Origin of the sequence: Clostridium paraputrificum, assembly GCF_900447045.1 — a bacterium.
In the GTDB taxonomy this organism is placed as follows: Bacteria; Bacillota; Clostridia; order Clostridiales; family Clostridiaceae; genus Clostridium; species Clostridium paraputrificum.
In genome coordinates this window covers 22,722-45,443 of sequence record NZ_UAWH01000016.1, presented here as the reverse complement: position 1 = coordinate 45,443, position 22,722 = coordinate 22,722, and the positions used below count along the sequence as shown (strand labels likewise).

Sequence of the window (22,722 nt, the reverse complement as noted above, 5' to 3'; positions counted from 1 at the left end):
AAAAGATAAATAATGTATCTTTAGCGTTAGGATATACATGTATAGGTGAAAGAATATATTGTGATAAACTCTAAATGATGTAAAATTTTATCTAATTACTTGTATTATTAAAAAAAGTGTGCTATTCTAATTTAAGAAGATTTATTTCAGATAGCTAGAAAAAAGGAGTGGGAGGAAATACCCGCTCTTTCTATTTGTAACGCAACTACTACAATAGTTGCGTTTTTGATTAGGTAAAAAATATTAAACTAGTATTTGGGAATAATAATCTTGAGAAAATTGAATATTGTAAAGGAGGTTTAAAGATGCAAAGAGAAGGTTTAGTAGAAAAGGTATCAGCTCTAGTACAACCAATTGCAGATGAATTAAACTATGAATTATACTATGTTGAGTATGTTAAAGAGAGCGGAGAGAATTTTCTAAGAATATACATAGATAAGGAAGAAGGAAGCATAAGTCTTACAGATTGCGAAACACTTTCTAGAAGAGTTAGTACTATGCTAGACGAAGAGGACCCAATTCCAGATTCGTATTATTTAGAAGTATCTTCACCAGGTCTTAATAGAGGTTTATATAATGATAAGCATTATAATAGATTTGTAGGAAGAGAAGTAGAAATTAAGCTGAGTGGAGCAGTTAATGGGAGTAAAAATTTTAATGGCATATTAAAAGGTGTAACAGAAGATTCAATAATTATTAATAATGGAGAAGATGTTACTATACCAAAAAATAAAATAAAAAAAGCTAATTTGGATGGGGAGATATAGCAAGGAGGATATAATAATGAATGAAGAGTTTATAGGCGCTCTAAAAGAACTAGTAAAAGAAAAGGGGATTAGTGAAGAATTAATATTCACAACAATAGAGGATGCATTAGTTGCAGCATATAAAAAGAATTATGCAAATATTAATACTTCAGCTCAAAATGTTAGGGTTAGCATGCACAGAGAAACAGGAGAAATACATGTATATGCACAAAAAGTAGTTTGTGATGAAGTATATGATGATGTGACTGAAATCTCTTTAGAAGAAGCTAAAGAAATAAGCCCAAAATATGATGTGGATGATATTGTAGAAATAGAAGTTACTCCAAAGAACTTTGGTAGAGTTGCAGCACAATTAGCTAAGCAAGTAGTAACACAAAGAATAAAAGAAGCTGAAAGAAATATCATTTACAATGAATACAAGGAAAAAGAATTTGATATTATTACTGGTACAATCTTAAGAAAAGATAAGGGTATGGTTTTTGTTAACCTTGGAAAGCTTGAGGGAGTAATAGGACCAAATGAGCAAATACCTAATGAGGAATATAAGTTCAATGAAAAGCTTAAGCTTTATATAGTTGAAGTTAAGAATGGATCTAAGGGAGCTCAAATACATGTTTCTAGAACACATCCGGGCTTAGTTAAGAGATTATTTGAACTTGAAGTTCCTGAAATCTATAATGGAGTTGTAGAAATAAAGAGCATTTCAAGAGAAGCAGGATCTAGAAGTAAGATAGCTGTTTACTCAAATGATGAATCTGTAGATCCAATGGGAGCTTGTGTTGGACCTAAGGGTGCAAGGGTTCAAAATATAGTAAATGAATTAAAGAATGAAAAGATAGATATAATTAAGTGGAGTAAATCTCCAGAAGAATTTATTTCAAATGCTTTAAGTCCAGCAAAGGTATTAAGTGTAGAAGTAGATGAAGATAACAAGTCTGCAAAGGTTGTTGTTGATGATAATCAATTATCACTTGCAATAGGTAAAGAAGGTCAAAACGTTAGATTAGCAGCTAAGTTAACTAACTGGAAGATAGATATAAAGAGCAAATCTCAAGCAGAAGCTTTAAAAGAAAGTGAAGAAGCTACTGTAACTGAATAATGAGGTGTTTTTATGAAAGTTAAGAAGATACCATTAAGAATGTGTACAGGATGCATGGAAATGAAGCCTAAGAAGGAATTAATAAGAGTTGTTAAAAGTCCAGAGGGTGAAGTTTCTGTTGATTTAACAGGGAAGAAGTCAGGTAGAGGTGCTTATATATGTAAAAGTGGAGAATGCTTAGAAAAGGCATTTAAAGCTAAGAGATTAAGTAGAAACCTAGATGTAGCTATAAGCGAAGATATATATAACAGGCTAAAGGAAGAAATTGGAAATGAGTAAGTTTTTTAATTTTTTAGGTTTAGCAAAAAGGTCAGGTAACATATTAGAAGGTTACAGTAAATGCAATGAGGAGAGAAATAGAAGAAAGCTTTTTCTATTTATAATTTCTCCAGATGCATCGGAAGCCACAAGAAAAAAGTTTAAAAATCATTGTAAGGAAAATAATATACCATATATTGAAGATTTCTCAAAAGAGGAATTAGGAGGAGCAGTTGGAAGACCAGAGGTTAAAATCCTAGCTATTTTAGACCAGAATATGGCTAATAAGCTTAATGCTCTTTACGAGGAGGAAAAATATATGAAGTAAAATATTCGGGGGTGACTGTATGTCAAAAATTAGAGTATATGAATTAGCAAAAGAATTAAATGTAAGCTCAAAGGAACTAATAGAATTATTAATGACAGAATTTAACGTTGAAGTGAAAAATCATATGAGCGTAATAGAAGATGAAGATGCAGCTTTAATAAAGGAATTATTAGGTGAACCAAATAAAGATGAAGCTTCAAAGGAAGTATCAGCAGATAATGGTAGCATTGTTGAAGAGTACGAAGAGCAATTAAATGAAGAAGTTAACAAGGGTAACGGAAAGAAAAAGAAAACTAGAAAACAAATTGCTGAAGAAAAGGCAAGAAGAGAACAAGAATTTGCTGAAAACACAATTTTAGAAATTGGTGAAACTATTACAGTTAAAGAATTAGCAGATTCTTTACAAAAGCCATATGCAGATGTTATTAAGAATTTAATGTTCTTAGGTGTAATGGCTGCTGTTAACCAAGAAATCGACTTTGAAACAGCTGCAAAGTTATGTGATAAGTATGAAATCTTATATGAAAAGAAAGAGGTATCATCTGAACTAGAAAGCTTAGAAGTAGATGCAGAAGATGATGAAAACTTAGTTAAGAGACCTCCAATAGTAACAGTAATGGGTCACGTTGACCATGGTAAGACATCTTTACTTGATGCTATTAGAAAAACAAGAGTAACTAAAACAGAAGCTGGTGGTATTACTCAACATATAGGTGCTTACACAGTAACATTAAATGGAGAAGAAATTACATTCCTTGATACTCCAGGACACGAAGCTTTCACAGCAATGAGAGCTAGAGGAGCTCAAGTTACTGATATAGTTATATTAGTTGTTGCGGCAGACGACGGAATAATGCCACAAACTAAAGAAGCTATAAACCATTGTAAAGCTGCAGAAGTTCCTATGATTGTTGCTATTAATAAGATAGATAGACCAGGTGCTAATATTGATAGAGTTAAGCAAGAATTAACTGAATTTGGATTAGTAGCAGAAGACTGGGGTGGAGATACTATATGTGTACCAGTATCAGCTAAAGAAGGTCAAAATATTGATCAATTATTAGAAATGATTATATTAACTGCTGAAATGCAAGAATTAAAGGCTAATCCAGATAGAAAAGCTAAGGGAACAGTTGTTGAAGCTAAGCTTGATAAGGGAAGAGGACCTGTTGCATCATTATTAGTTCAAAGTGGTACTTTAAGTGTAGGAGATTCTATTCTTGTAGGTTCTACTTATGGAAGAATAAGAGCTATGTTTGATGATCAAGGTAAGAAGATTAAATCAGCAGGACCATCAATTCCAGTAGAAATTTTAGGATTATCAGAAGTTCCAGCAGCAGGAGATAGATTTATTCAAGTTAAGGATGAAAAGACTGCTAGAACTATGGCAGAAGCAAGAAAGGATAAGTTAAAGAATGAAACCTTAAATGCTTCCCATAGAGTATCATTAGAAGATTTATATAGCCAAATCAAAGAAGGTACAGTTAAGGAATTAGCTATTATAGTTAAGGCTGACGTACAAGGTTCTGTAGAAGCTATAAGACAATCTCTTGAAAAACTTTCAACAGATGATGTTAAGGTAAGAGTAATTCACGGTGCTGTTGGTGCAATAACAGAAACAGATATAACTCTTGCAACAGCTTCAAATGCTATAGTAATTGGATTTAACGTAAGACCAGACTCAAATGCAATAGCTGCATCAGAAAGAGAAAAGGTTGATGTTAAGACATATAGAATAATATACGATGCTATAGAAGATGTTAAGTCAGCTATGGTTGGTATGCTTGAACCAGAATACAAAGAAGTTGTTCTTGGTAAGGCAGAAGTTAGAGAAACTTATAAGATTTCTAATGTTGGTACAATTGCAGGATGCTATGTATTAGATGGTAAGATTCTAAGAAATTCTGATATAAGAGTTATTAGAGATGGTATAGTTATATTTGAAAGCTCTTTAGCTTCATTAAAGAGATTTAAAGATGACGTTAAAGAAGTAGCAACTGGATATGAGTGTGGCTTAAGTGTTGAAAAGTTCAATGATATTAAAGAAGGCGATATTATTGAATCATTCAAGATAGAGGCTATAAAGAGAAAAGAGCTTTAAAGAGGTGATATAAATGCCAAATTATAGAGGCGGCAGAATAAATGAAGAAGTTAAAAGAGAAGTAAGTAATTTAATTAGAAATGAAATTAAAGATCCAAGACTTACAGCTATGATTTCTGTAACTTCTGTAAAAGTTACTAAAGATTTAAGATATGCAAAGGTATATGTAAGTATATTTGCAAATAGTGAAGAAGAGAAGAAAAGCAATCTTGATGCACTAAAGAGTGCAGCAAGTTTTGTAAGAAGAGAGATAGCACAAAGAATTAATTTAAGGCATAATCCACAAATAATTTTTGAAATAGATGATTCTATTGACTATGGTATGCATATAGATAGTTTAATAGAAAAGATTAAAGATAAATAATATGACTTTAAAAGATATTTCAAAAGATATTATTGAAAGTAAGAAAATAGGGCTAACCTTTCATATATCTCCAGATGGAGATGCTTTAGGAAGCACATTAGCTCTATTAAATGGACTTAGAGAACTAGGAAAAGATTCATATATAATATCAAGAGAAGTTATCCCGGATAACCTCTCTTTCCTACCTCTAGGAGAAGAAATTAATGGTGATATACCTGAACCTCTAGAAGGAACAGATATGGTTATCGTTTTAGATTGTGGTAATTATGAAAGAATATGTGCAAATCTTGAAAATTATGATGGTAAGCTTATAAACATAGATCACCATGTTACTAATGAAAACTATGGAACAAGTAATTATGTTGAAGAATCATCTGCTGCAACAGCAGAAATTGTTTATTTACTTCTAAAAGAATTAGGTTTTGACTTTAAAGAAAAAGATGAAGTTAATGAGAAAATAGGAAGATGTATATATACATCTTTAGTTACAGATACAGGTGGTTTTAGACATTCAAATGTAACAGAAAGAACTCATAAAATAGCATCTGAGCTGATAGCCATTGGAGTTAATAATACTAAAATTCATAATAATCTATTTGATAATAGACCTTATGAAAAAATCAAACTTATAGGTGAAGCTTTAAATAATTTAAAGCTTTTACTTGATGGGAAATTATCAGTTATAAAACTTTCTAAAAAACTTTTAGACTCTTATAATTTAGGGAATATAGATACTTCCGATGTTATTTCTATGGCATTAGGGATAAAAGGAGTAAAAGTTGCCTTAGTATTAAAAGAAGTTGAAGATGGAGTGAAGGGAAGTTTAAGATCAAGAGAAGATTTTGATGTTAGAAAGGTTGCAGAGGTTTTAGGTGGTGGTGGCCATATAAAGGCTGCTGGATTTAAAATGAAAAATGTTTCATTAGAAGAAGCTTTCAATAAAGTAATAATTGAAATAGAAAAAGAGATATAGATATGAATGGTGTATTAAATATATTTAAAAATTCAGGAATGTCATCTTTTGATGTTGTAAGAATTGTAAGAAAAGTTGCTTGTGAGAAAAAAGTTGGACATACAGGCACTCTTGATCCAGAAGCAATTGGTGTCTTACCAGTATGTTTAGGAAAGGCAACCAAGATAATAGATTACATTATGAATGATAAGAAGAGCTACAAGGTGAAATTTAAGCTTGGAGTTACTACAACTACATATGATTTAGAAGGTGAAATATTATCAGAAAGTGACACTTCTAATATTACAGTTGAAGAGACATTAGAAGCTATAAATAAATTTAAAGGAACATATAATCAAGTTCCACCTATGTATTCTGCCCTAAAGAAAAATGGAGTAAGGCTATATGAACTTGCAAGAAAAGGAATAGAAGTAGAGAGAGAAGGAAGACCCATAACTATATATGACATTAAAGATATAGAAATTAATCTTCCTTATATATCTATGGAAGTAACTTGTTCTAAGGGGACGTATATAAGAAGCCTTTGCTATGATATAGGTGAAGCATTAAAAGTAGGGGCTTGTATGACAGACCTTAGAAGAACTGAAACATCTTGTTTTCATGAAAGAGATAGCATTAATATTAAGGATTTAACTAGTGAGAACATACATAATTATATTATATCAATAGAGGATGCATTAAAATTCTATCCTAAACTTAAAGTTAATGAAGGCTTTAGCAAGTTACTTATAAATGGTGTTAGAGTAATGGATAGAAGATTAACAAATGAAAAAATAGACAATAATATTCTATATAGAGTTTATGATGAAAATGATAAATTTTTAGGTCTTGGGAAAAGAGAACTTAACGGATTTAAAATTGAAAAACTATTAATATAGTAGGAGCTAATGAAGTATGAATGAGAAGCTTAATAGATTTTTAGAAGAAGGTACATATAGTTATGTTGCCCTTGGTAGCTTTGATGGTTTACATTCAGGACATTTATCATTAGTAAATAAGATTATTGAGCTAGCAAATGAAAACAAAGGTAAAAGTATAGTATATACTTTTAAAAATCATCCTAGGACTTTAATAAAAGGAGCAACTCCTCCTAAACTACTTATGGATAATGAGAGTAAGGAAGAGATATTAGAAGCTTTAGGTGTTGATTTAATATACTTTGAAGAATTTAATGAAGAATATATGAAATTAACCCCAGAGGGATTTATTAAATATTTATGTGAAAAGTTTAAAGTAAAAGGGATTGTTGTTGGATTCAATTATAGATTTGGATATAAGAATGTTGGAAATATAGAGATGTTAAAAGAATTATCAACAAAGTATGGCTATGAACTTTATGTAATGGAACCTTGTAATTATGAAGATGAAGTTATAAGTAGTACTAGAATTAGGAATGAATTACTTAGTGGAAATGTTGATAAAGCTATGAAGATGCTTAATAGGCCTTACTGTATAAAAGGTAAAGTGGTACATGGTAAGAAGCTTGGAAGAGCCATAGGTTTTCCAACAGCCAATTTAGATTATTCAAAGGAGGCTTTAATTCCTAAAAAAGGTGTATATTATACTAATGTACAATGGCAAGGTAAAATATATAAGGGAATAACATCTGTAGGAAATAATCCAACTGTTAATGGTGATAAATTAACAATAGAAACTTATATTTTAGATTTTAATAATGATTTATATGGGCATAATATAAAAGTATACTTTATTAAAAAGATACGTGATGAGAAAAAGTTTAACTCAATAGATGATTTAGTTATCCAATTAAAAAAAGATAAATATTATGCTCTAGAGGAAAAGTTCTTTGTAAACTTATAAAAAATATTTACAATAAGAATGGCTTTTGTTATAATAGCCATTAGGAACCTAGTCCTATGTTTAAAGAATGCCAACTTTATACATGGCACTAAGGCGATAAATTATGGAGGTGCATTACGCATGGATAAGGCAAAAAAGTTAGAAATAATTAAAGAATTTGGAAGAAATGAACAAGATACTGGTTCTCCAGAAGTTCAAATCGCTTTATTAACAGAAAGAATCAATTCTTTAACTGGTCACTTAAAGACTCACAAGAAGGATCACCACTCAAGAAGAGGATTATTAATGATGGTTGGTCAAAGAAGAGGTCTTCTAAATTACTTAGAGTCTCAAGATATCGAAAGATACAGAGCTATTATCAAAAAATTAGGTTTAAGAAGATAATCTTTAGAGCGGATAACTCCGCTCTATTATTTTAAAATTACAAGAAAATTATGTAAAATGTAGATAGTGAAGGGAGGTCCTATCATGAATAAAGTATTAAGCAAAACCATTGCTGGTAGAGAGATGAAGGTTGAATTTGGTAAGATAGGAATGTTATCAAATGCAGCAATTTTTATGAGCTATGGAGATACAGTAATATTAACAAATGTTAATGCTTCAGAGCAACCTAGAGAAGGTATAGATTTCTTCCCATTAAGCGTTGAATATGAAGAAAGATTATATTCAGTAGGTAAAATTCCAGGTGGATTTATAAAGAGAGAAGGTAGACCTACAGAAAAAGCAATTCTAAACGGTAGAGCAGTAGATAGAACAATAAGACCATTATTTCCAAAGGGATATAGAAATGATGTTCAAGTTGTATGTACAGTGGTTTCAGTTGAAAAGGATAACTTACCAGAAATTTTAGCCATTAATGCAGCATCAATGGCATTATGTTTATCAAGCATTCCTTATACAATTCCAGTGGCAGCAGTTCAAGTAGGATTAATAGATGGAAACTTTGTAATTAATCCAAATGCTGAAGAAAGAGAAGAATCAATCATGCATCTTACTGTTTGTGCAACAAAAGAAAAGGTTATGATGATTGAAGCTGGAGGTCACGAAATTCCAGAAGACACAATGATAAAGGCTATAGAATATGGATTTGAAAGATGTCAAGATATAATTTTATTCCAAGAAGAAGCTATGGCTACAATGGGTAAAGAAAAAGAAGTTCCTGAATTATACCATGTTGATTTAGAGGTAGAAAAGGATATAACTGAGTTTGCTGGAGAAATGGTTAAGAAGGCAATGTACATCACTGATAAGGACGAAAGAAACTTAGCAATTGATGAAATCAATGAAAAGGTATCTGAAGAATTTGGTGAAAAGTACGCTGATAAGACTGGTGATATAAAAGAAGTTCTTTATAACATGCAAAAGAAAGTTGTAAGGCATATGTTATTAAAGGAAAAGAGAAGACCGGATGGAAGAGCTTTTGATGAAGTAAGACCAATAAGTTGTGAAGTTGGTATATTACCAAGAACTCATGGTACTGGGTTATTTACAAGAGGATTAACTCAAGTAATGACAGTTGCTACATTAGGTTCAGTTGGAGATATTCAAGTATTAGATGGAATAGATGAAAGCGAAACTACTAAGAGATACATGCACCACTATAATTTTCCTGGATATAGTGTTGGAGAAGTTAAACCATTAAGAGGGCCAGGAAGAAGAGAAATTGGTCATGGGGCATTAGCAGAAAGAGCTCTTGAGCCATTAATACCATCAGAAGAAGAATTCCCATATACTATTAGATTAGTATCTGAAGTTTTAAGTTCTAATGGTTCTACTTCACAAGCATCAGTATGTGGTTCAACATTAGCCTTATTAGATGCAGGTGTTCCAATAAAGAGACCAGCAGCAGGTATTGCAATGGGATTAATTACATCTGAAGATTTAAGTGAAGAAGCAGTATTAACTGATATTCAAGGAATAGAAGATTTCTTTGGAGATATGGACTTTAAGGTAGCTGGTACGACAGAAGGTATTACATCAATTCAAGTTGATACTAAGCTTCAAGGTTTCTCATTTAATGTAGTTGAAAATGCTATTAAAGATGCTAGAAAAGCTAGATTATTTATATTAGATAAGATAAATGAATGCATAGAAAGTCCTAGAGAAGAAGTTTCTTCATATGCTCCAAAAACATCTATTATTCAAATAGACCCAGAAAAGATTAGAGATGTAATTGGAACTGGTGGTAAGGTTATAAATAAGATTATAGCTGATACTGGAGTTAAGATTGATATTAAGGAAGATGGTACAGTATTCGTATCTTCACCTGATCATGATGGAGTTAATGCAGCACTTAAGATTATTGAAGGTATTACTAAGGAAGTTCAAGTTGGTGAAGTGTACCTAGGTAAGGTTACAAAGATAACTACTTTTGGTGCTTTTGTAGAAGTTCTTCCAAATAAAGAAGGATTAGTTCATATTTCTAAGCTAGCTAAGGAAAGAGTTAATAAGGTTGAAGATGTAGTTACTGTTGGTGATGAAATCTTAGTAAAGGTTGTAGAAATAGATAACCAAGGAAGAGTTAACCTTTCTAGAAAAGATGCTTTAGCTGAAAATGAAGAAAATAAAGAACAAGAATAATATGAACATAAAAAGGGCAATTCATTGCCTTTTTTCTATATATATTAAAATATAGAATAAGATGCCACGAATTACTTTATACTATATAAAGAGAATTCGTGATTTTTATTATAGGAGGAAAATATGTATAATTTTTATACTTTAAAAAATGGGCTAAGAGTAATAACAGAAAAAGTAGATGGGGTAAACTCTATAAGCGTAGGAGTAATGATACAAAATGGTTCCAGAAATGAAACTCCTGAAGTAAATGGAATATCACATTTTATTGAACATATGTTTTTTAAGGGAACAGATAAGAGGACAGCAAAAGAAATTGCAGAATCAGTTGAGAATATAGGCGGACAAATAAATGCATTTACAAGTAAAGAAGCTACTTGTTATTATGTTAAGAATTTATACACTCATTTAGATTTATCTCTAGAAGTGCTTTCAGATATGATATTAAACTCCAAGTTTGATGGAGATGAAATAGAAAGGGAGAAGGGAGTAGTTATTGAAGAAATCAATATGAGCGAGGATAATCCAGAGGATGTTCTTGAGGATTTACATTCAAAAGCATGCTTTGATAATAGTTCCTTAGCCTACCCAATTTTAGGGACAATTGATAAGGTTAAAAGTTTTACTAGAGATAAAATAAAGAATTTTATAAAAGAAAAATATACTCCATACAACACAGTGATATCTATATGTGGTAAGTTTGATGAGAAGGAAGTGGAGACTTTAGTAGAACAATATTTTGGAGGGTGGAAAAGCGACAATATCTATGTTCCAACATACGGTGAAACTTTAGTGCACTTAAACTCTATGACAGCTACAAAGGATATAGAGCAACTTCATGTAAGCCTTGGGTTAAAGGGGCTTCCTTTTGGCCATGATAATGGGTATGGCCTCGTATTATTAAGTAATATATTTGGTGGTGGAGCGTCATCTATACTATTCCAAAGAGTAAGGGAACAACTAGGGTTATGCTATAGTATTTATTGTTATCCTCAACCATATCAAGGTGCAGGAGTATTAAATATATATGCTGGTCTTGGAAAGAATTATGGTGAAAAGGCTTTAGATGCTATTAAGCATGAGTTAAATAGATTTGTTAAAGAAGGTATAACTAAGGAATTATTAGATGTTAATAAGGAAAAGATAAAAGCAAATTATATTTTAGGATTGGAAAGTACTAGTTCAAGAATGTTTAGTAATGCAAAATCTGTATTATTTAAAAATAGGGTAACTACTCAAGAAGAGGTTATAGAAAAAGTTGATAGAATCAATATGGAGGATATTGATTTTGTATTAAAGGAGTGCTTTGGAAGTGGAGTGTTAAATACTTCTTATGTAGGGCAAAATGTTGAGGCTGACAAGTTAAACTCTATAATATTAGACTCTGATAAAGCATATAATAATAAAAATAATTTTGGGAAAATAGAAATATAAGAATAAAATCTCTCTTTATATCATATGTATTATGTAGGTAATAAGGAGGGATTTTTTATGTCAGGAGAAAACATAAAGTTACTTAGTGAAATAGAAAGATATGAACTTATAAATATTAATGATGGTGAAAAGTACGATTATCTTCAAAATAATGACTTAGTAGTAGATGATGATGGAAAAATACGATATCTTATTATAAATACTACTGGAAGTAAGATGGGACTATTCAGTAGGTCTAGAGAGTTTTTAGAGATTCCATGGGAGTGTGTAAAGAAGATTGGATCAAGAACTATAATACTTGATGCAGAAGATAATGATGTAAAGAGAGCTAAACTATAGAATCTGGAGGGAATGACTTGAAAATAGTTATACAAAAGTTTGGCGGCACATCAGTTTCTACCAAGGAGAATAGAGAAAAAGTAATGGAGAAAGTAAAGGAGTCAATTGATAATGGATATAGTCCTGTGGTTGTCGTGTCAGCAATGGGAAGAAAGGGTAGTCCATATGCAACTGATACTTTACTTTCTTTAGTTAATGAAAATTTTATAAAAGAAAATAAGTTAGCAGCAGATCTTTTAATGTGCTGTGGAGAAATAATAAGTTCTGTTGTAATGTCATCAGATATGAATAGTAAAAATATTGAGGCCTTTCCTATGACAGGCGGACAAGCTGGGTTAATTACCAATAAAAATTTTGGCGAAGCAACTTTGCTTTCAACTAATGAAAAAGAAATATTAGATGTAATATCACAGGGGAGAGTTCCTGTTGTAACTGGATTCCAAGGTATAACAGAGAATGGATACTTTACTACATTGGGAAGAGGTGGAAGCGATACTACAGCTTCAATACTTGGAGTAATGTTGGATGCAGAAAGAATTGAAATATATACAGATGTTGATGGTGTAATGACAGCAGATCCTAGAATAGTAAAAAGTGCATCAGTAATTGATATTATAAGCTATGATGAGGTGTTCCAGCTTGCAGACCAAGGTTCTAAGGTAATACATCCTAGGGCTGTTGAGTATGCTAGAGAAGGTAATATTCCTATTATGATTAAAAATACTTTAAATGATACAATAGGTACATTAATTAATAGTGTGGGAGATAGAAAGAGGAGAAGATTAATTACAAGTATAACTAATCATGATGATAGAATTCAGGTTACAATAAATCTTGATGATAATAAGGGTAATGATAGATATAATGATGTATTAGAAATATTAGCTGCAAATAAGATTAGTTTGGATTTAATTAATATTTTTCCAAGGCAGCAAGTATTCACAATATCTAAAGCTGCAAAGGATATTGTAAAGGATATATTTGGTAAATTGGATTTAAAATATACATTAATAGATAACTGTAGTACTATAGCCTTAGTGGGAGCTGGAATGAAGGGAATACCTGGGGTTATGGCGAAAATTTATAAAACATTAAGTGAAAGCAATATAGAGGTGTTACAAACTGCAGATTCACATATGACTATTTGGTGTTTAATTCATACCGAAAATTTAGAAAAAGCTATAAATGCTCTTCATAAAGCATTTAAACTTTAAAATTGTATCTTTAATAAAGTATAAAAACATTCCTCATGTACAAAATAAAACTGTACAGGAGGAATGTTTTTATGGAGGATATTAAATTAACAAATAAGTCAACAAAATCTGGAAGTGAAGAAACACAAGAAGAATTAAAAGAAAACAATGAGAAAATGAAATCTGTTAAGGAATATGGGAACACAACTATGGCAGTACCTAATGAAAGAATTCAAGTCCTTTCAATAATAGGGCAAATTGAAGGACATAATGTTTCACCAGCCCAAACTAAAGCAACTAAGTACGAACACGTAATACCACAACTGATTTCTATAGAACAAAATAAAAATGTAAAAGGCGTACTAATCGTACTAAATACAGTAGGAGGAGATGTTGAAGCTGGTCTTGCAATATCAGAAATGATAAATTCAATTTCTAAACCAACAGTTTCAATAGTTATAGGAGGAGGTCACTCTATTGGAGTACCTTTAGCTACTTCTTCTGACTATTCTTTTATAACTCCATCAGCTACTATGATAATTCACCCAATAAGAATGAATGGGTTTATTATAGGAGTTTCACAAACATTTGACTATTTTAAGAAGATGCAAGAGAGAATTAATGATTTTATTGTGAGAACTTCCAATATTAAACTAGAAAAATTAGAAGAGTTTATGATGCAAACAGATGAACTACTAAATGATGTAGGAACTATATTAATTGGTAAGCAGGCTGTAGATTGTGGGCTTATAGATGAAGTTGGGGGGATAAGTAAAGCACTTGAAAAATTAAATGAATTAATAGGAGATGAAAAATAGGGATGTAAACCCTATTTTTTTTCTTTCTTAAAAGGAATTAAAGAGAAAGTGTAGAAATTATTATGATGGGGTGATTTTTAGTGAGTAGAAGTAATAGTAAAAGAAAAAATACAAAAGAAGCAAAGAAAAACGTACAAAATCATAATAGTGAAATTACTGGAATTATATTTATAGCATGTGGAATACTGAGTGCAGTATCAATATATACAAACCTAGCTGGATTTTTATCTACATTTTCACAGAAGATATCACATTTACTATTAGGAATAGGAGCTTATGTAGTACCTATTTATTTAATTTATTTAGGATATAATTATTTAAAGGGAAGAGGAAAAATAAATCTTGATAAAAAGTTTTATGGTATTACTCTATTTGTTGGGGTAATTATTTTATTTTCAGGAACATTTTATGTAGAATCATTAAGTGATATTACCTTTGGAAAGGGTATGAGTAATATAATTCAAACAATAGTAAAAGCTGATTACGGATTTAATGGAGGTCTTGTTGGACATCTTATATCCTATCCTTTATTTAAAATACTTGGATTTGTAGGTTCATTTATTGTGTATATAGCGCTTATAATTATAGCTTCTATATTAACATTTAGTATTTCGATTTTTGATTTAGGTGAAAGAGCAAATGTAAAAAGAAAAGAATTTAAAAAGAGAAGAGAAATTTCACCAACAATCAAAAACGATGAAAGAAATGACTTTATAAATGTAATTGAAAAGGAAGAAAAGCTAGAGCCAAATAGAGAAGAGTTTTTAAAGGGGGTAAATCATAAAATAAAGATACTTGATTTTATGAAAAATGCCACTATTGATGATGAGCTTGAAGTGGCTGTAGAAAATAACACAGAAAAAGAAATATCTTCATTTATTAACAGCGAGGAAGCTATGCCTTCTGTTAAAAAAGAAAAACTTGATAACGGAATAAAGGAAAGTGTGAATAAAGAAATTGAAGATATACTAAATGAAGACAAAGAAGAAATAGAGAAAAAAGAATATGTATTCCCTAATACAGAACTTTTAAATGTTAATAATAAAACTAAATTAAATAGCTCTGATAAAAAAGAGTTAATTGATAGCGCAAATAAGCTAGAAGAAACTTTAGGAAGTTTTGGAGTAGATGCAAAAGTTGTGCAAGTTACAAAGGGACCTTCAGTAACTAGATTTGAACTTCAGCCTAGTCCTGGTGTAAAAGTTAGTAAAATAGTAAATTTATCAGATGATATAGCATTAGGTCTTGCAGCTTCTGGGGTGAGAATTGAAGCACCTATTCCTGGAAAGGCAGCAGTTGGTATAGAAGTACCAAATAAAAAGCAAACACCAGTATTTTTAAGAGAGGTACTAGATTCAAAAGAGTTTACTAGTAGTAATAAAAAGTTAGCCTTTGCTTTAGGAAAAGATATAGGAGGAGCTTGCGTTGTAGGAGATTTAAGTAAGATGCCACATACATTGATTGCAGGGGCTACAGGTTCTGGTAAGAGTGTATGTATTAATTCTTTAATTATAAGCTTACTATATAAATATTCTCCTGATGAAGTTAAATTACTTATGGTTGATCCTAAGGTTGTTGAGTTAAATGTTTATAATGGAATACCCCATCTTTTAATTCCAGTAGTAACAGATCCAAAGAAAGCAGCTGCTGCATTAAATTGGGCTGTTAATGAGATGACAAAAAGATATAACCTTTTTGCTGAAATGGGAGTAAGAAATATTGATTCATACAATGCTTTAATGGATAAAGGAATTATTGAGGAGAAGCTACCTTATATAGTTATAATTGTAGATGAGCTTGCTGACTTAATGATGGTTTGTCCTAATGATGTGGAAGATTATATAGGAAGGCTGGCACAAATGGCAAGAGCTGCTGGTATGCATCTTGTTATAGCAACGCAAAGACCATCTGTAGACGTAATTACAGGTGTTATAAAAGCAAATATACCATCTAGAATTTCATTTGCTGTTTCTTCTCAGGTGGACTCAAGAACAATATTAGATTCAGCTGGAGCTGAAAAATTACTTGGTAAAGGTGATATGCTTTATTATCCTGTTGGAGAAAGTAAACCTCAAAGAGTTCAAGGATGCTTCATCTCAGAAGAGGAAGTTGAAAAGGTAATAGAATTTATTAAGTCAGAAGAAAAAGATGCAGTTTATGAAGAATCTATTTTAGATCATATAAATAATGAAACAGAAGGCAAGAATATAGATAGTAGTGATGATGCTGATGAGTTGTTACCAGAAGCTATAAATTTAGTAATTGAATACGAGCAGGCATCAACATCTTTCTTGCAAAGAAGACTAAGAGTTGGCTTTAACAGAGCTTCTAGAATAATGGATCAGCTAGAAGAAAGGGGAATAATTTCACCTAAAGATGGAAGTAGACCAAGGCAAGTTTTGATGAAAAAAGAAGATTTACTCCATAATTCAGATAATATGGAAGAAAATTAACTTGTAATACTTATAAAAGCGATATAAAATGTTTTTGATATAGTATTAAACTAGAGTAATACACAGGAGGAAACACATTTGAAAAAGTATAAAGTTGGAATGGTTAGTTTAGGCTGCGATAAGAATAGAGTAGATGCAGAAATAATTCTAGGTAGAATGAGTGAGCAATACGAAATAACAAATAATCCAAAGGAAGCAGATATAATAATAGTAAATACTTGTGGTTTTATAGAGTCAGCAAAGCAAGAATCTATAGACACAATTTTAGAGATGGCAGAATACAAGAATAAGTATAAGTGTAAAATGTTGATAGCTACAGGTTGTCTTACACAAAGATACGGAAAAGAGTTACAAGAATTAATGCCAGAAATAGATATTACTCTTGGAGTTAATGATTACGAAAAGATTAATGAGTATATAATGAATTTCATTAATAATGATGAAAAGTTAATAGAAGTAAATTATTCAGATCAAAAGATTAATGAAGGTATAAGAATTCTTACAACAAAATCTCATACAGCATATCTAAGGATAGCAGAAGGTTGCAACAATTTCTGTACTTATTGTATTATTCCTAAAATAAGAGGAAAATTTAGAAGTAGAGATAAAGAAAGCATTATTAAAGAAGCTGAATTATTAAGCAAGAGTGGCGTAAAAGAATTAATTTTAATAGCTCAAGACTTAACTATGTATGGTACAGACCTTTATGGTGGACAAAAGTTACATGAATTATTAAGAGAATTATCAAAGGTTGATGGAATTGAATGGATAAGACTATTATATTGTTATCCAGAAGAAATCTATGATGAATTAATAGATGAAATAGCTAACAATAATAAGGTAGTCAAATATTTAGATTTGCCAATACAACATATAAGCAATAACATTTTAAGATTAATGGCAAGAAAAACAAGCAAAGAAGCTATAATAAATAAGATTGAAACATTAAGGAAAAGAATTCCTGATATTGTAGTAAGAACTTCTTTAATTGTAGGGTTTCCAGGTGAAACAGAAGAAGATTTTAATGAATTAACAAAGTTTTTACAAGATTATAAATTAGATAATGTAGGGGTGTTTAAATATTCTCAAGAGGAGGGAACACCAGCTGCAAAGATGGAAAATCAAGTTCCTGAAGAGATAAAGGAAATTAGAGAAAGAAACTTAATGTTAGTTCAACAAGAAGTGGCAAAAGAAATAAATGAATTGAAAATTAGTAATATTTATGATATTCTTGTTGAAGGACATAATGGAGAATATTACTATGGAAGAAGTTATGAAATGGCTCCTGAAATAGATGGTGTAGTATTCTTTGATTCAGAAGAGAATATAAAAACTGGGGCAATAGTTAAAGTTAAGATTACTAATTGTGCCGATTATGATTTAATGGGAGTTGTGGTTTATGAATCTTGCAAATAAATTAACTGTAATTAGAATCTTTTTAGTTCCCATCTTTTTAATATTTATTGCTGTTCAAGGCATACCATATGGTACATTTATTGCAACATTTATATTTATTTTAGCGTCACTTACAGATAAGTTGGATGGGTATATAGCTAGGAGCAGGAATCAAATTACTAACTTTGGAAAGTTTATGGACCCCCTTGCAGACAAGCTGCTTGTAACATCAGCTTTAATATCTTTAGTAGAGCTACAAATGGTACCTAGTTGGGCAGCTATAGTTATAATTGCAAGAGAGTTTGCTGTATCTGGATTAAGAACAATAGCAGCTTCAGAAGGAAAAGTAATAGCTGCTAGTTGGTGGGGCAAGATAAAGACAGTAATACAAATAATAGCTATAGTGCTATTGTTATTACAATTTAATATTACTACATCTTCATACTTAACAAATTTAGTTGAATCAAGTAGTGTTTGGAATTGGTTCTTCATGAATGTACCTAGTTGGATGTTAAATATATCTGTAGTAATAACATTAATATCTGGTTGGGATTATTTTAGAAAGAATAAGCATACAATTGATATGAATAAATAAGATACATGTGAGATCGTACTAATATATTTAGCACGATCTCTTTTTTAAAACAATTTAAAGGTAACATTAGCAGTTAAATCAGTAATTTTTTATAAAATTTAATAAAAGATATATAGATGTATAAAAACAATCAGTTATGATAATACTAAAGAGGAAATTGCCATAAAATGGAGAAAAGAAAGTTTTATATTGACTATAAATAATAAATACTATATAATATGATTATAGAACATAAGTTCGTTTATGAAAGAGGTGTAAGAATAAAAATGAGTAACATAAATATGGATAAATTAAAGGCTATAGAAAGTGCTATGAACCAAATAGAGAAGCAATTTGGTAAAGGTTCTGTAATGAAATTAGGAGAAGATAGCACATTAAGTATCGATTCTATATCAACAGGATGTTTAGATCTTGATATAGCACTTGGTATTGGTGGAGTTCCAAAGGGAAGAATAGTAGAAATATATGGACCTGAAAGTTCAGGTAAAACAACAGTTGCATTACATATTGCTGCTGAAGCTCAAAAGGCTGGTGGAGCAGTAGCTTTTATTGATGCTGAACATGCTTTAGATCCTAGTTATGCAAGAAAGATTGGTGTCGATACTGAAAATCTTATAGTTTCACAACCAGATACAGGAGAACAAGGTCTTGAAATAGCAGAAGCCTTAGTTAGATCTGGTGCTATTGATGTTCTTGTAGTTGACTCTGTTGCTGCATTAGTACCAAGAGCAGAAATTGAAGGAGAAATGGGTGATTCTCACGTAGGGTTACAAGCAAGACTTATGTCTCAAGCATTAAGAAAGTTAGCAGGAACTATTAGTAAAACTAATTGTGTTGCAATATTCATTAACCAACTAAGAGAAAAAGTTGGAATTATGTTTGGTAATCCAGAAACTACAACAGGTGGTAGAGCACTTAAATTCTATGCTTCTGTAAGATTAGATGTTAGGAGAATAGATTCAATTAAGCAAGCTGATGCTATAATAGGTAATAGAACTAGAGTAAAAGTAATGAAGAATAAGGTAGCTCCTCCATTTAAACAAGCTGAGTTTGATATTATGTACAATGAAGGTATCTCAAGAACAGGTAATATAGTAGATGTTGGAGTTAAGGAAGGAATAGTACAAAAGAGTGGAGCTTGGTTCTCTTATGGAGATGTTAGATTAGGTCAAGGTAGAGAAAATGCTAAGATTTACTTAAAGGATAATCCTGAAGTAGCGCTAGAAATTGAAAATCAAATTAGAGAGAAGCATTCTTTACCTTTATATGTTGGTGAAGCTGAAGTTAAAAAAGAAGTATCTATAGATAAAGAATAAAAAAGAGGCGGTATACCGTCTCTTTTTTTGTTGTATATTATATGTAAAGAAAATAAAAGTAAATAATAGCAAGAAAAATAGATTATAAAAAAAGAATAAAAAGGTTTTCATAATGAGCGAAATGGATAGAAAACAAGAGGTAAAGCTAGTAAAATAGTGTATTTATAATATAATAAAGGGAATACTTATAAAGACGTGCTAACTTGACATAATTTGATTTTTCAGATAAAATAATAACAAATACTGGTTTATCATATTCCTATAAACAGTGAGAATTATATGATACCTACTATGCTTTCTTGTTTACTTATAATAGAAAGTTTACAAGCTAGGAGGTGTTTACGTGCAAACGTATATGATAATATTAATAGACATTGTTGTTTTATTAGTTTTAGGAATAGTATTTTATAAAACGATTCAAGCAGCATCAAAAAAGAAAATAGAATTACTTGAAAAAGAAGCTACAACTGTTTTAGAAAATTCAAAGAAAGAAGCAGAAGCTTTAAAGAAAGAAGCTATTTTGGAAGCAAAAGAAGAAGTTCATAGATTAAGAACTGATTGTGAAAGAGATTCACGAGAAAGAAGAAATGAAGTTCAAAGGCTTGAAAGAAGATTAATACAAAGAGAAGAGTCTTTAGATAAAAAGAGTGACTCTTTACAAAAGAAAGAAGATGCACTAAATGAGAGAGTGAACGAAGTTCAAAAAATGGAGGAAAAGGTTCAAGAGGTTTATAATCAAAGAAGAGAAGAACTTGAAAGAGTTTCAGGATTATCATCTGATGAAGCAAGACAAATCCTTTTAGAAGAAGTTCGTAAAGAAGTATCTCATGATGCAGCTTTAATGATTAAGGACATCGAGAGTAGGGCAAAGGAGGAAGCAGATAAAAAGGCAAGAGAAATTATTACCACTGCTATCCAAAGATGTGCAGCAGACCACGTGTCTGAAACAACAGTACATGTAGTAGCCCTACCAAATGATGAAATGAAGGGTAGAATAATAGGTAGAGAAGGTAGAAACATTAGAACCCTAGAGACGTTAACAGGAGTAGATTTAATTATAGATGATACTCCGGAAGCAGTTATCTTATCAAGTTTTGATCCAATTAGGAGAGAAGTTGCTAGGATGGCACTAGAAAAGTTAATAGTGGATGGCAGAATACATCCGGCAAGAATCGAAGAGATGGTTGAAAGAGCTCAAAAAGATGTTGAAAATGACATTAAGGAAGAAGGAGAACAAGCAGCACTAGAAACAGGTGTGCATGGACTTCACCCAGAACTTATAAGACTACTTGGTAGATTGAAATATAGAACAAGTTATGGACAAAATGTTCTAAAACATTCCATAGAAGTTTCATATTTAGCTGGTTTAATGGCTTCAGAATTAGGATTAGATGTTACTCTAGCTAGAAGAGCTGGCTTACTACACGATATTGGAAAGGCTGTAGATCAAGAGCAAGAGGGACCTCACGCTTTAATAGGTGGAGATCTTGCTAAAAAGTATCATGAGTCACCAATAGTAGTTAATGCAATTGCGGCCCATCACGGCGATGTTGAAATGCAATCTTTAGAAGCTATATTGGTTCAAGCAGCAGATGCTGTATCTGCAGCTAGACCAGGTGCAAGAAGAGAAACTCTAGAAGCCTATATCAAGAGATTAGAGAAATTGGAAGAAATTGCAAATTCGTATGAAGGTGTAGAAAAATCATATGCCATTCAAGCTGGTAGAGAGATTAGAATTATGGTTAAACCAGATCATGTTGACGATTTAGGTGCAGTTGAACTTGCACATAACATTGTTAAGAGCATTGAAGAACAGCTAGAATATCCAGGACAAATAAAGATAAATGTTATAAGAGAAACTAGAGCAGTAGATTTTGCAAAATAAAGAATTAGAGTTGTTAATATTATTCAATATTAACAACTCTTTTAAAATTATTATTATTTTAGAAAAAAAGTAGTTAAAAAAAAGGATTTTAAAAGTTTACATAGAATATATTTAATAGAGAAAAGTAATTATATTTTATTTTGTAAACGATTAGTAGGTCTGGGAGGAGAAATAAAAATGGAAGTATTAAAAGTATCAACAAAATCTAATCCAAATTCAGTTGCAGGTGCTTTAGCTGCAATTATAAAGGAAAAAAATATTGTAGAAATACAAGCTGTAGGAGCAGGAGCAATAAATCAAGCTGTTAAGGCTATAGCTATCGCTAGAGGCTTTGTTGCGCCAAGCGGTAAAGATATCGTTTGCATTCCAGCATTCACTGACATAGAGATTGATGGTGAAGAAAGAACTGCAATTAAATTAATTGTACAACCTAGATAAAGAATAAGCTTACCTTTATTGTGATATGAAAGATAAGATTTATAAAAGTCTTGAAATTCTTTTCAATCTCATATATAATAATAAAAGTTAAGTGAAAGCTTATAGAATATTTAAAGAGGTGAATGTAATGGTTTCAAAAGAAGTTGTAGTTAAGAATGGAACTGGTTTACATGCTAGACCAGCAACTTTATTAGTTAAGAAGGCTTCATCTTTCAAATCAGATGTAAGCATAGAATTCAATGGTAAGAAAGCAAACGTTAAGAGCTTAATAGGAGTTCTTTCATTAGCTGTAACTAAGGATTCTGTAATAAACGTTATTGCTAACGGTGATGATGAAGCTTTAGCTGTTGAAGAAATAGTTAAGTTAATTGAAAACTTAGAAGACTAATATGTCAAAAAAGGTTTCTCGTAAGAGGAACCTTTTATTTGTTTTCAAAAATATATTTGCATCTAAATACTAGTGATATTAAGTCAATACTACTTAAGAATATAAGAAAGTAAAAGAGTCTAAGTATTAAGGCAGAACCAAACGAAAGTATATAAAAAATATTGATATTTATTAAAGCAA

General features: G+C 31.0%; 22 protein-coding genes. All 22 read left to right on the top strand.

Annotated elements, in window-relative coordinates:
* The first annotated feature begins 305 nt into the window (after positions 1-305).
* On the top strand, positions 306-767 hold the full coding sequence (gene rimP, locus DR024_RS13495; RefSeq protein ID WP_027097540.1) for a ribosome maturation factor RimP: 462 nt from the start codon (positions 306-308) through the stop codon (positions 765-767).
* A 16-nt stretch (positions 768-783) separates the two neighbouring features.
* Entirely contained in the window at positions 784-1,866 is a 1,083-nt protein-coding gene (nusA, locus tag DR024_RS13490; protein WP_027097541.1) for a transcription termination factor NusA, read from the top strand.
* A gap of 12 nt (positions 1,867-1,878) precedes the next feature.
* A complete protein-coding gene (rnpM, locus tag DR024_RS13485) occupies positions 1,879-2,145 on the top strand; it encodes an RNase P modulator RnpM (protein ID WP_027097542.1) in 267 nt (88 codons plus the stop codon).
* Positions 2,138-2,452: a ribosomal L7Ae/L30e/S12e/Gadd45 family protein gene (locus DR024_RS13480; protein WP_027097543.1), complete on the top strand. Its 315-nt coding sequence runs from the start codon at positions 2,138-2,140 to the stop codon at positions 2,450-2,452. The genes rnpM and DR024_RS13480 overlap by 8 nt, the downstream gene beginning before the upstream one ends.
* Positions 2,453-2,471: 19 nt before the next feature.
* Positions 2,472-4,553, top strand: a complete 2,082-nt coding sequence (gene infB, locus DR024_RS13475) for a translation initiation factor IF-2 (protein WP_027097544.1) — start codon at positions 2,472-2,474, stop codon at positions 4,551-4,553.
* A 13-nt stretch (positions 4,554-4,566) separates the two neighbouring features.
* Complete coding sequence (rbfA, locus tag DR024_RS13470) at positions 4,567-4,917, top strand: 30S ribosome-binding factor RbfA (RefSeq protein ID WP_027097545.1); 351 nt, start codon at positions 4,567-4,569, stop codon at positions 4,915-4,917.
* Position 4,918: 1 nt separating this feature from the next.
* Positions 4,919-5,890, top strand: a complete 972-nt coding sequence (locus tag DR024_RS13465) for a DHH family phosphoesterase (protein WP_027097546.1) — start codon at positions 4,919-4,921, stop codon at positions 5,888-5,890.
* A 2-nt stretch (positions 5,891-5,892) separates the two neighbouring features.
* Positions 5,893-6,768 carry a tRNA pseudouridine(55) synthase TruB gene (gene truB / locus DR024_RS13460; protein ID WP_027097547.1) on the top strand — a complete coding sequence of 292 codons (876 nt, stop codon included), beginning with the start codon at positions 5,893-5,895 and terminating at the stop codon, positions 6,766-6,768.
* A gap of 16 nt (positions 6,769-6,784) precedes the next feature.
* Positions 6,785-7,711 (top strand): bifunctional riboflavin kinase/FAD synthetase, encoded by a 927-nt coding sequence (locus DR024_RS13455; protein ID WP_027097548.1) that lies wholly within the window; start codon positions 6,785-6,787, stop codon positions 7,709-7,711.
* Between the two features lie 120 nt (positions 7,712-7,831).
* A complete protein-coding gene (gene rpsO / locus DR024_RS13450) occupies positions 7,832-8,095 on the top strand; it encodes a 30S ribosomal protein S15 (protein WP_027097549.1) in 264 nt (87 codons plus the stop codon).
* A gap of 84 nt (positions 8,096-8,179) precedes the next feature.
* Positions 8,180-10,291: a polyribonucleotide nucleotidyltransferase gene (locus DR024_RS13445; protein WP_027097550.1), complete on the top strand. Its 2,112-nt coding sequence runs from the start codon at positions 8,180-8,182 to the stop codon at positions 10,289-10,291.
* Between the two features lie 123 nt (positions 10,292-10,414).
* Positions 10,415-11,722 (top strand): M16 family metallopeptidase, encoded by a 1,308-nt coding sequence (locus DR024_RS13440; protein ID WP_027097551.1) that lies wholly within the window; start codon positions 10,415-10,417, stop codon positions 11,720-11,722.
* Between the two features lie 57 nt (positions 11,723-11,779).
* Complete coding sequence (locus tag DR024_RS13435; RefSeq protein WP_027097552.1) at positions 11,780-12,061, top strand: YlmC/YmxH family sporulation protein; 282 nt, start codon at positions 11,780-11,782, stop codon at positions 12,059-12,061.
* A 17-nt stretch (positions 12,062-12,078) separates the two neighbouring features.
* On the top strand, positions 12,079-13,275 hold the full coding sequence (dapG, locus tag DR024_RS13430) for an aspartate kinase (protein WP_027097553.1): 1,197 nt from the start codon (positions 12,079-12,081) through the stop codon (positions 13,273-13,275).
* A gap of 155 nt (positions 13,276-13,430) precedes the next feature.
* Positions 13,431-14,072 (top strand): ClpP family protease, encoded by a 642-nt coding sequence (locus DR024_RS13425; RefSeq protein WP_394899442.1) that lies wholly within the window; start codon positions 13,431-13,433, stop codon positions 14,070-14,072.
* Positions 14,073-14,152: 80 nt separating this feature from the next.
* Positions 14,153-16,525, top strand: coding sequence for an FtsK/SpoIIIE family DNA translocase (locus tag DR024_RS13420; protein ID WP_027097555.1), 2,373 nt, complete (start codon positions 14,153-14,155; stop codon positions 16,523-16,525).
* Between the two features lie 78 nt (positions 16,526-16,603).
* Complete coding sequence (gene rimO / locus DR024_RS13415) at positions 16,604-17,941, top strand: 30S ribosomal protein S12 methylthiotransferase RimO (protein WP_027097556.1); 1,338 nt, start codon at positions 16,604-16,606, stop codon at positions 17,939-17,941.
* Entirely contained in the window at positions 17,925-18,515 is a 591-nt protein-coding gene (pgsA, locus tag DR024_RS13410; protein ID WP_027097557.1) for a CDP-diacylglycerol--glycerol-3-phosphate 3-phosphatidyltransferase, read from the top strand. Before rimO ends, pgsA begins: the two co-directional genes overlap by 17 nt.
* A 266-nt stretch (positions 18,516-18,781) precedes the next feature.
* Positions 18,782-19,831 carry a recombinase RecA gene (gene recA, locus DR024_RS13405; protein WP_027097558.1) on the top strand — a complete coding sequence of 350 codons (1,050 nt, stop codon included), beginning with the start codon at positions 18,782-18,784 and terminating at the stop codon, positions 19,829-19,831.
* Positions 19,832-20,186: 355 nt separating this feature from the next.
* A complete protein-coding gene (gene rny, locus DR024_RS13400) occupies positions 20,187-21,716 on the top strand; it encodes a ribonuclease Y (protein WP_207734618.1) in 1,530 nt (509 codons plus the stop codon).
* A gap of 177 nt (positions 21,717-21,893) precedes the next feature.
* Positions 21,894-22,154 carry a stage V sporulation protein S gene (locus DR024_RS13395; protein WP_027097560.1) on the top strand — a complete coding sequence of 87 codons (261 nt, stop codon included), beginning with the start codon at positions 21,894-21,896 and terminating at the stop codon, positions 22,152-22,154.
* Between the two features lie 127 nt (positions 22,155-22,281).
* Entirely contained in the window at positions 22,282-22,542 is a 261-nt protein-coding gene (locus DR024_RS13390) for an HPr family phosphocarrier protein (RefSeq protein WP_027097561.1), read from the top strand.
* Positions 22,543-22,722: the final 180 nt, after the last annotated feature.

What these genes read in the sequence shown, in the direction of transcription:
- rpsO (WP_027097549.1), top strand. Translation starts at nt 7,832, where the DNA reads ATGGATAAGGCAAAAAAGTTAGAAATAATTAAAGAATTTGGAAGAAAT.
- truB (WP_027097547.1), top strand. Translation starts at nt 5,893, where the DNA reads ATGAATGGTGTATTAAATATATTTAAAAATTCAGGAATGTCATCTTTT.
- rnpM (WP_027097542.1), top strand. Translation starts at nt 1,879, where the DNA reads ATGAAAGTTAAGAAGATACCATTAAGAATGTGTACAGGATGCATGGAA.
- nusA (WP_027097541.1), top strand. Translation starts at nt 784, where the DNA reads ATGAATGAAGAGTTTATAGGCGCTCTAAAAGAACTAGTAAAAGAAAAG.
- pgsA (WP_027097557.1), top strand. Translation starts at nt 17,925, where the DNA reads ATGAATCTTGCAAATAAATTAACTGTAATTAGAATCTTTTTAGTTCCC.
- rbfA (WP_027097545.1), top strand. Translation starts at nt 4,567, where the DNA reads ATGCCAAATTATAGAGGCGGCAGAATAAATGAAGAAGTTAAAAGAGAA.
- DR024_RS13425 (WP_394899442.1), top strand. Translation starts at nt 13,431, where the DNA reads ATGAAATCTGTTAAGGAATATGGGAACACAACTATGGCAGTACCTAAT.
- infB (WP_027097544.1), top strand. Translation starts at nt 2,472, where the DNA reads ATGTCAAAAATTAGAGTATATGAATTAGCAAAAGAATTAAATGTAAGC.
- DR024_RS13440 (WP_027097551.1), top strand. Translation starts at nt 10,415, where the DNA reads ATGTATAATTTTTATACTTTAAAAAATGGGCTAAGAGTAATAACAGAA.
- DR024_RS13445 (WP_027097550.1), top strand. Translation starts at nt 8,180, where the DNA reads ATGAATAAAGTATTAAGCAAAACCATTGCTGGTAGAGAGATGAAGGTT.
- recA (WP_027097558.1), top strand. Translation starts at nt 18,782, where the DNA reads ATGAGTAACATAAATATGGATAAATTAAAGGCTATAGAAAGTGCTATG.
- rny (WP_207734618.1), top strand. Translation starts at nt 20,187, where the DNA reads ATGATAATATTAATAGACATTGTTGTTTTATTAGTTTTAGGAATAGTA.
- rimP (WP_027097540.1), top strand. Translation starts at nt 306, where the DNA reads ATGCAAAGAGAAGGTTTAGTAGAAAAGGTATCAGCTCTAGTACAACCA.
- DR024_RS13465 (WP_027097546.1), top strand. Translation starts at nt 4,919, where the DNA reads ATGACTTTAAAAGATATTTCAAAAGATATTATTGAAAGTAAGAAAATA.
- DR024_RS13390 (WP_027097561.1), top strand. Translation starts at nt 22,282, where the DNA reads ATGGTTTCAAAAGAAGTTGTAGTTAAGAATGGAACTGGTTTACATGCT.
- DR024_RS13455 (WP_027097548.1), top strand. Translation starts at nt 6,785, where the DNA reads ATGAATGAGAAGCTTAATAGATTTTTAGAAGAAGGTACATATAGTTAT.
- DR024_RS13435 (WP_027097552.1), top strand. Translation starts at nt 11,780, where the DNA reads ATGTCAGGAGAAAACATAAAGTTACTTAGTGAAATAGAAAGATATGAA.
- DR024_RS13480 (WP_027097543.1), top strand. Translation starts at nt 2,138, where the DNA reads ATGAGTAAGTTTTTTAATTTTTTAGGTTTAGCAAAAAGGTCAGGTAAC.
- DR024_RS13395 (WP_027097560.1), top strand. Translation starts at nt 21,894, where the DNA reads ATGGAAGTATTAAAAGTATCAACAAAATCTAATCCAAATTCAGTTGCA.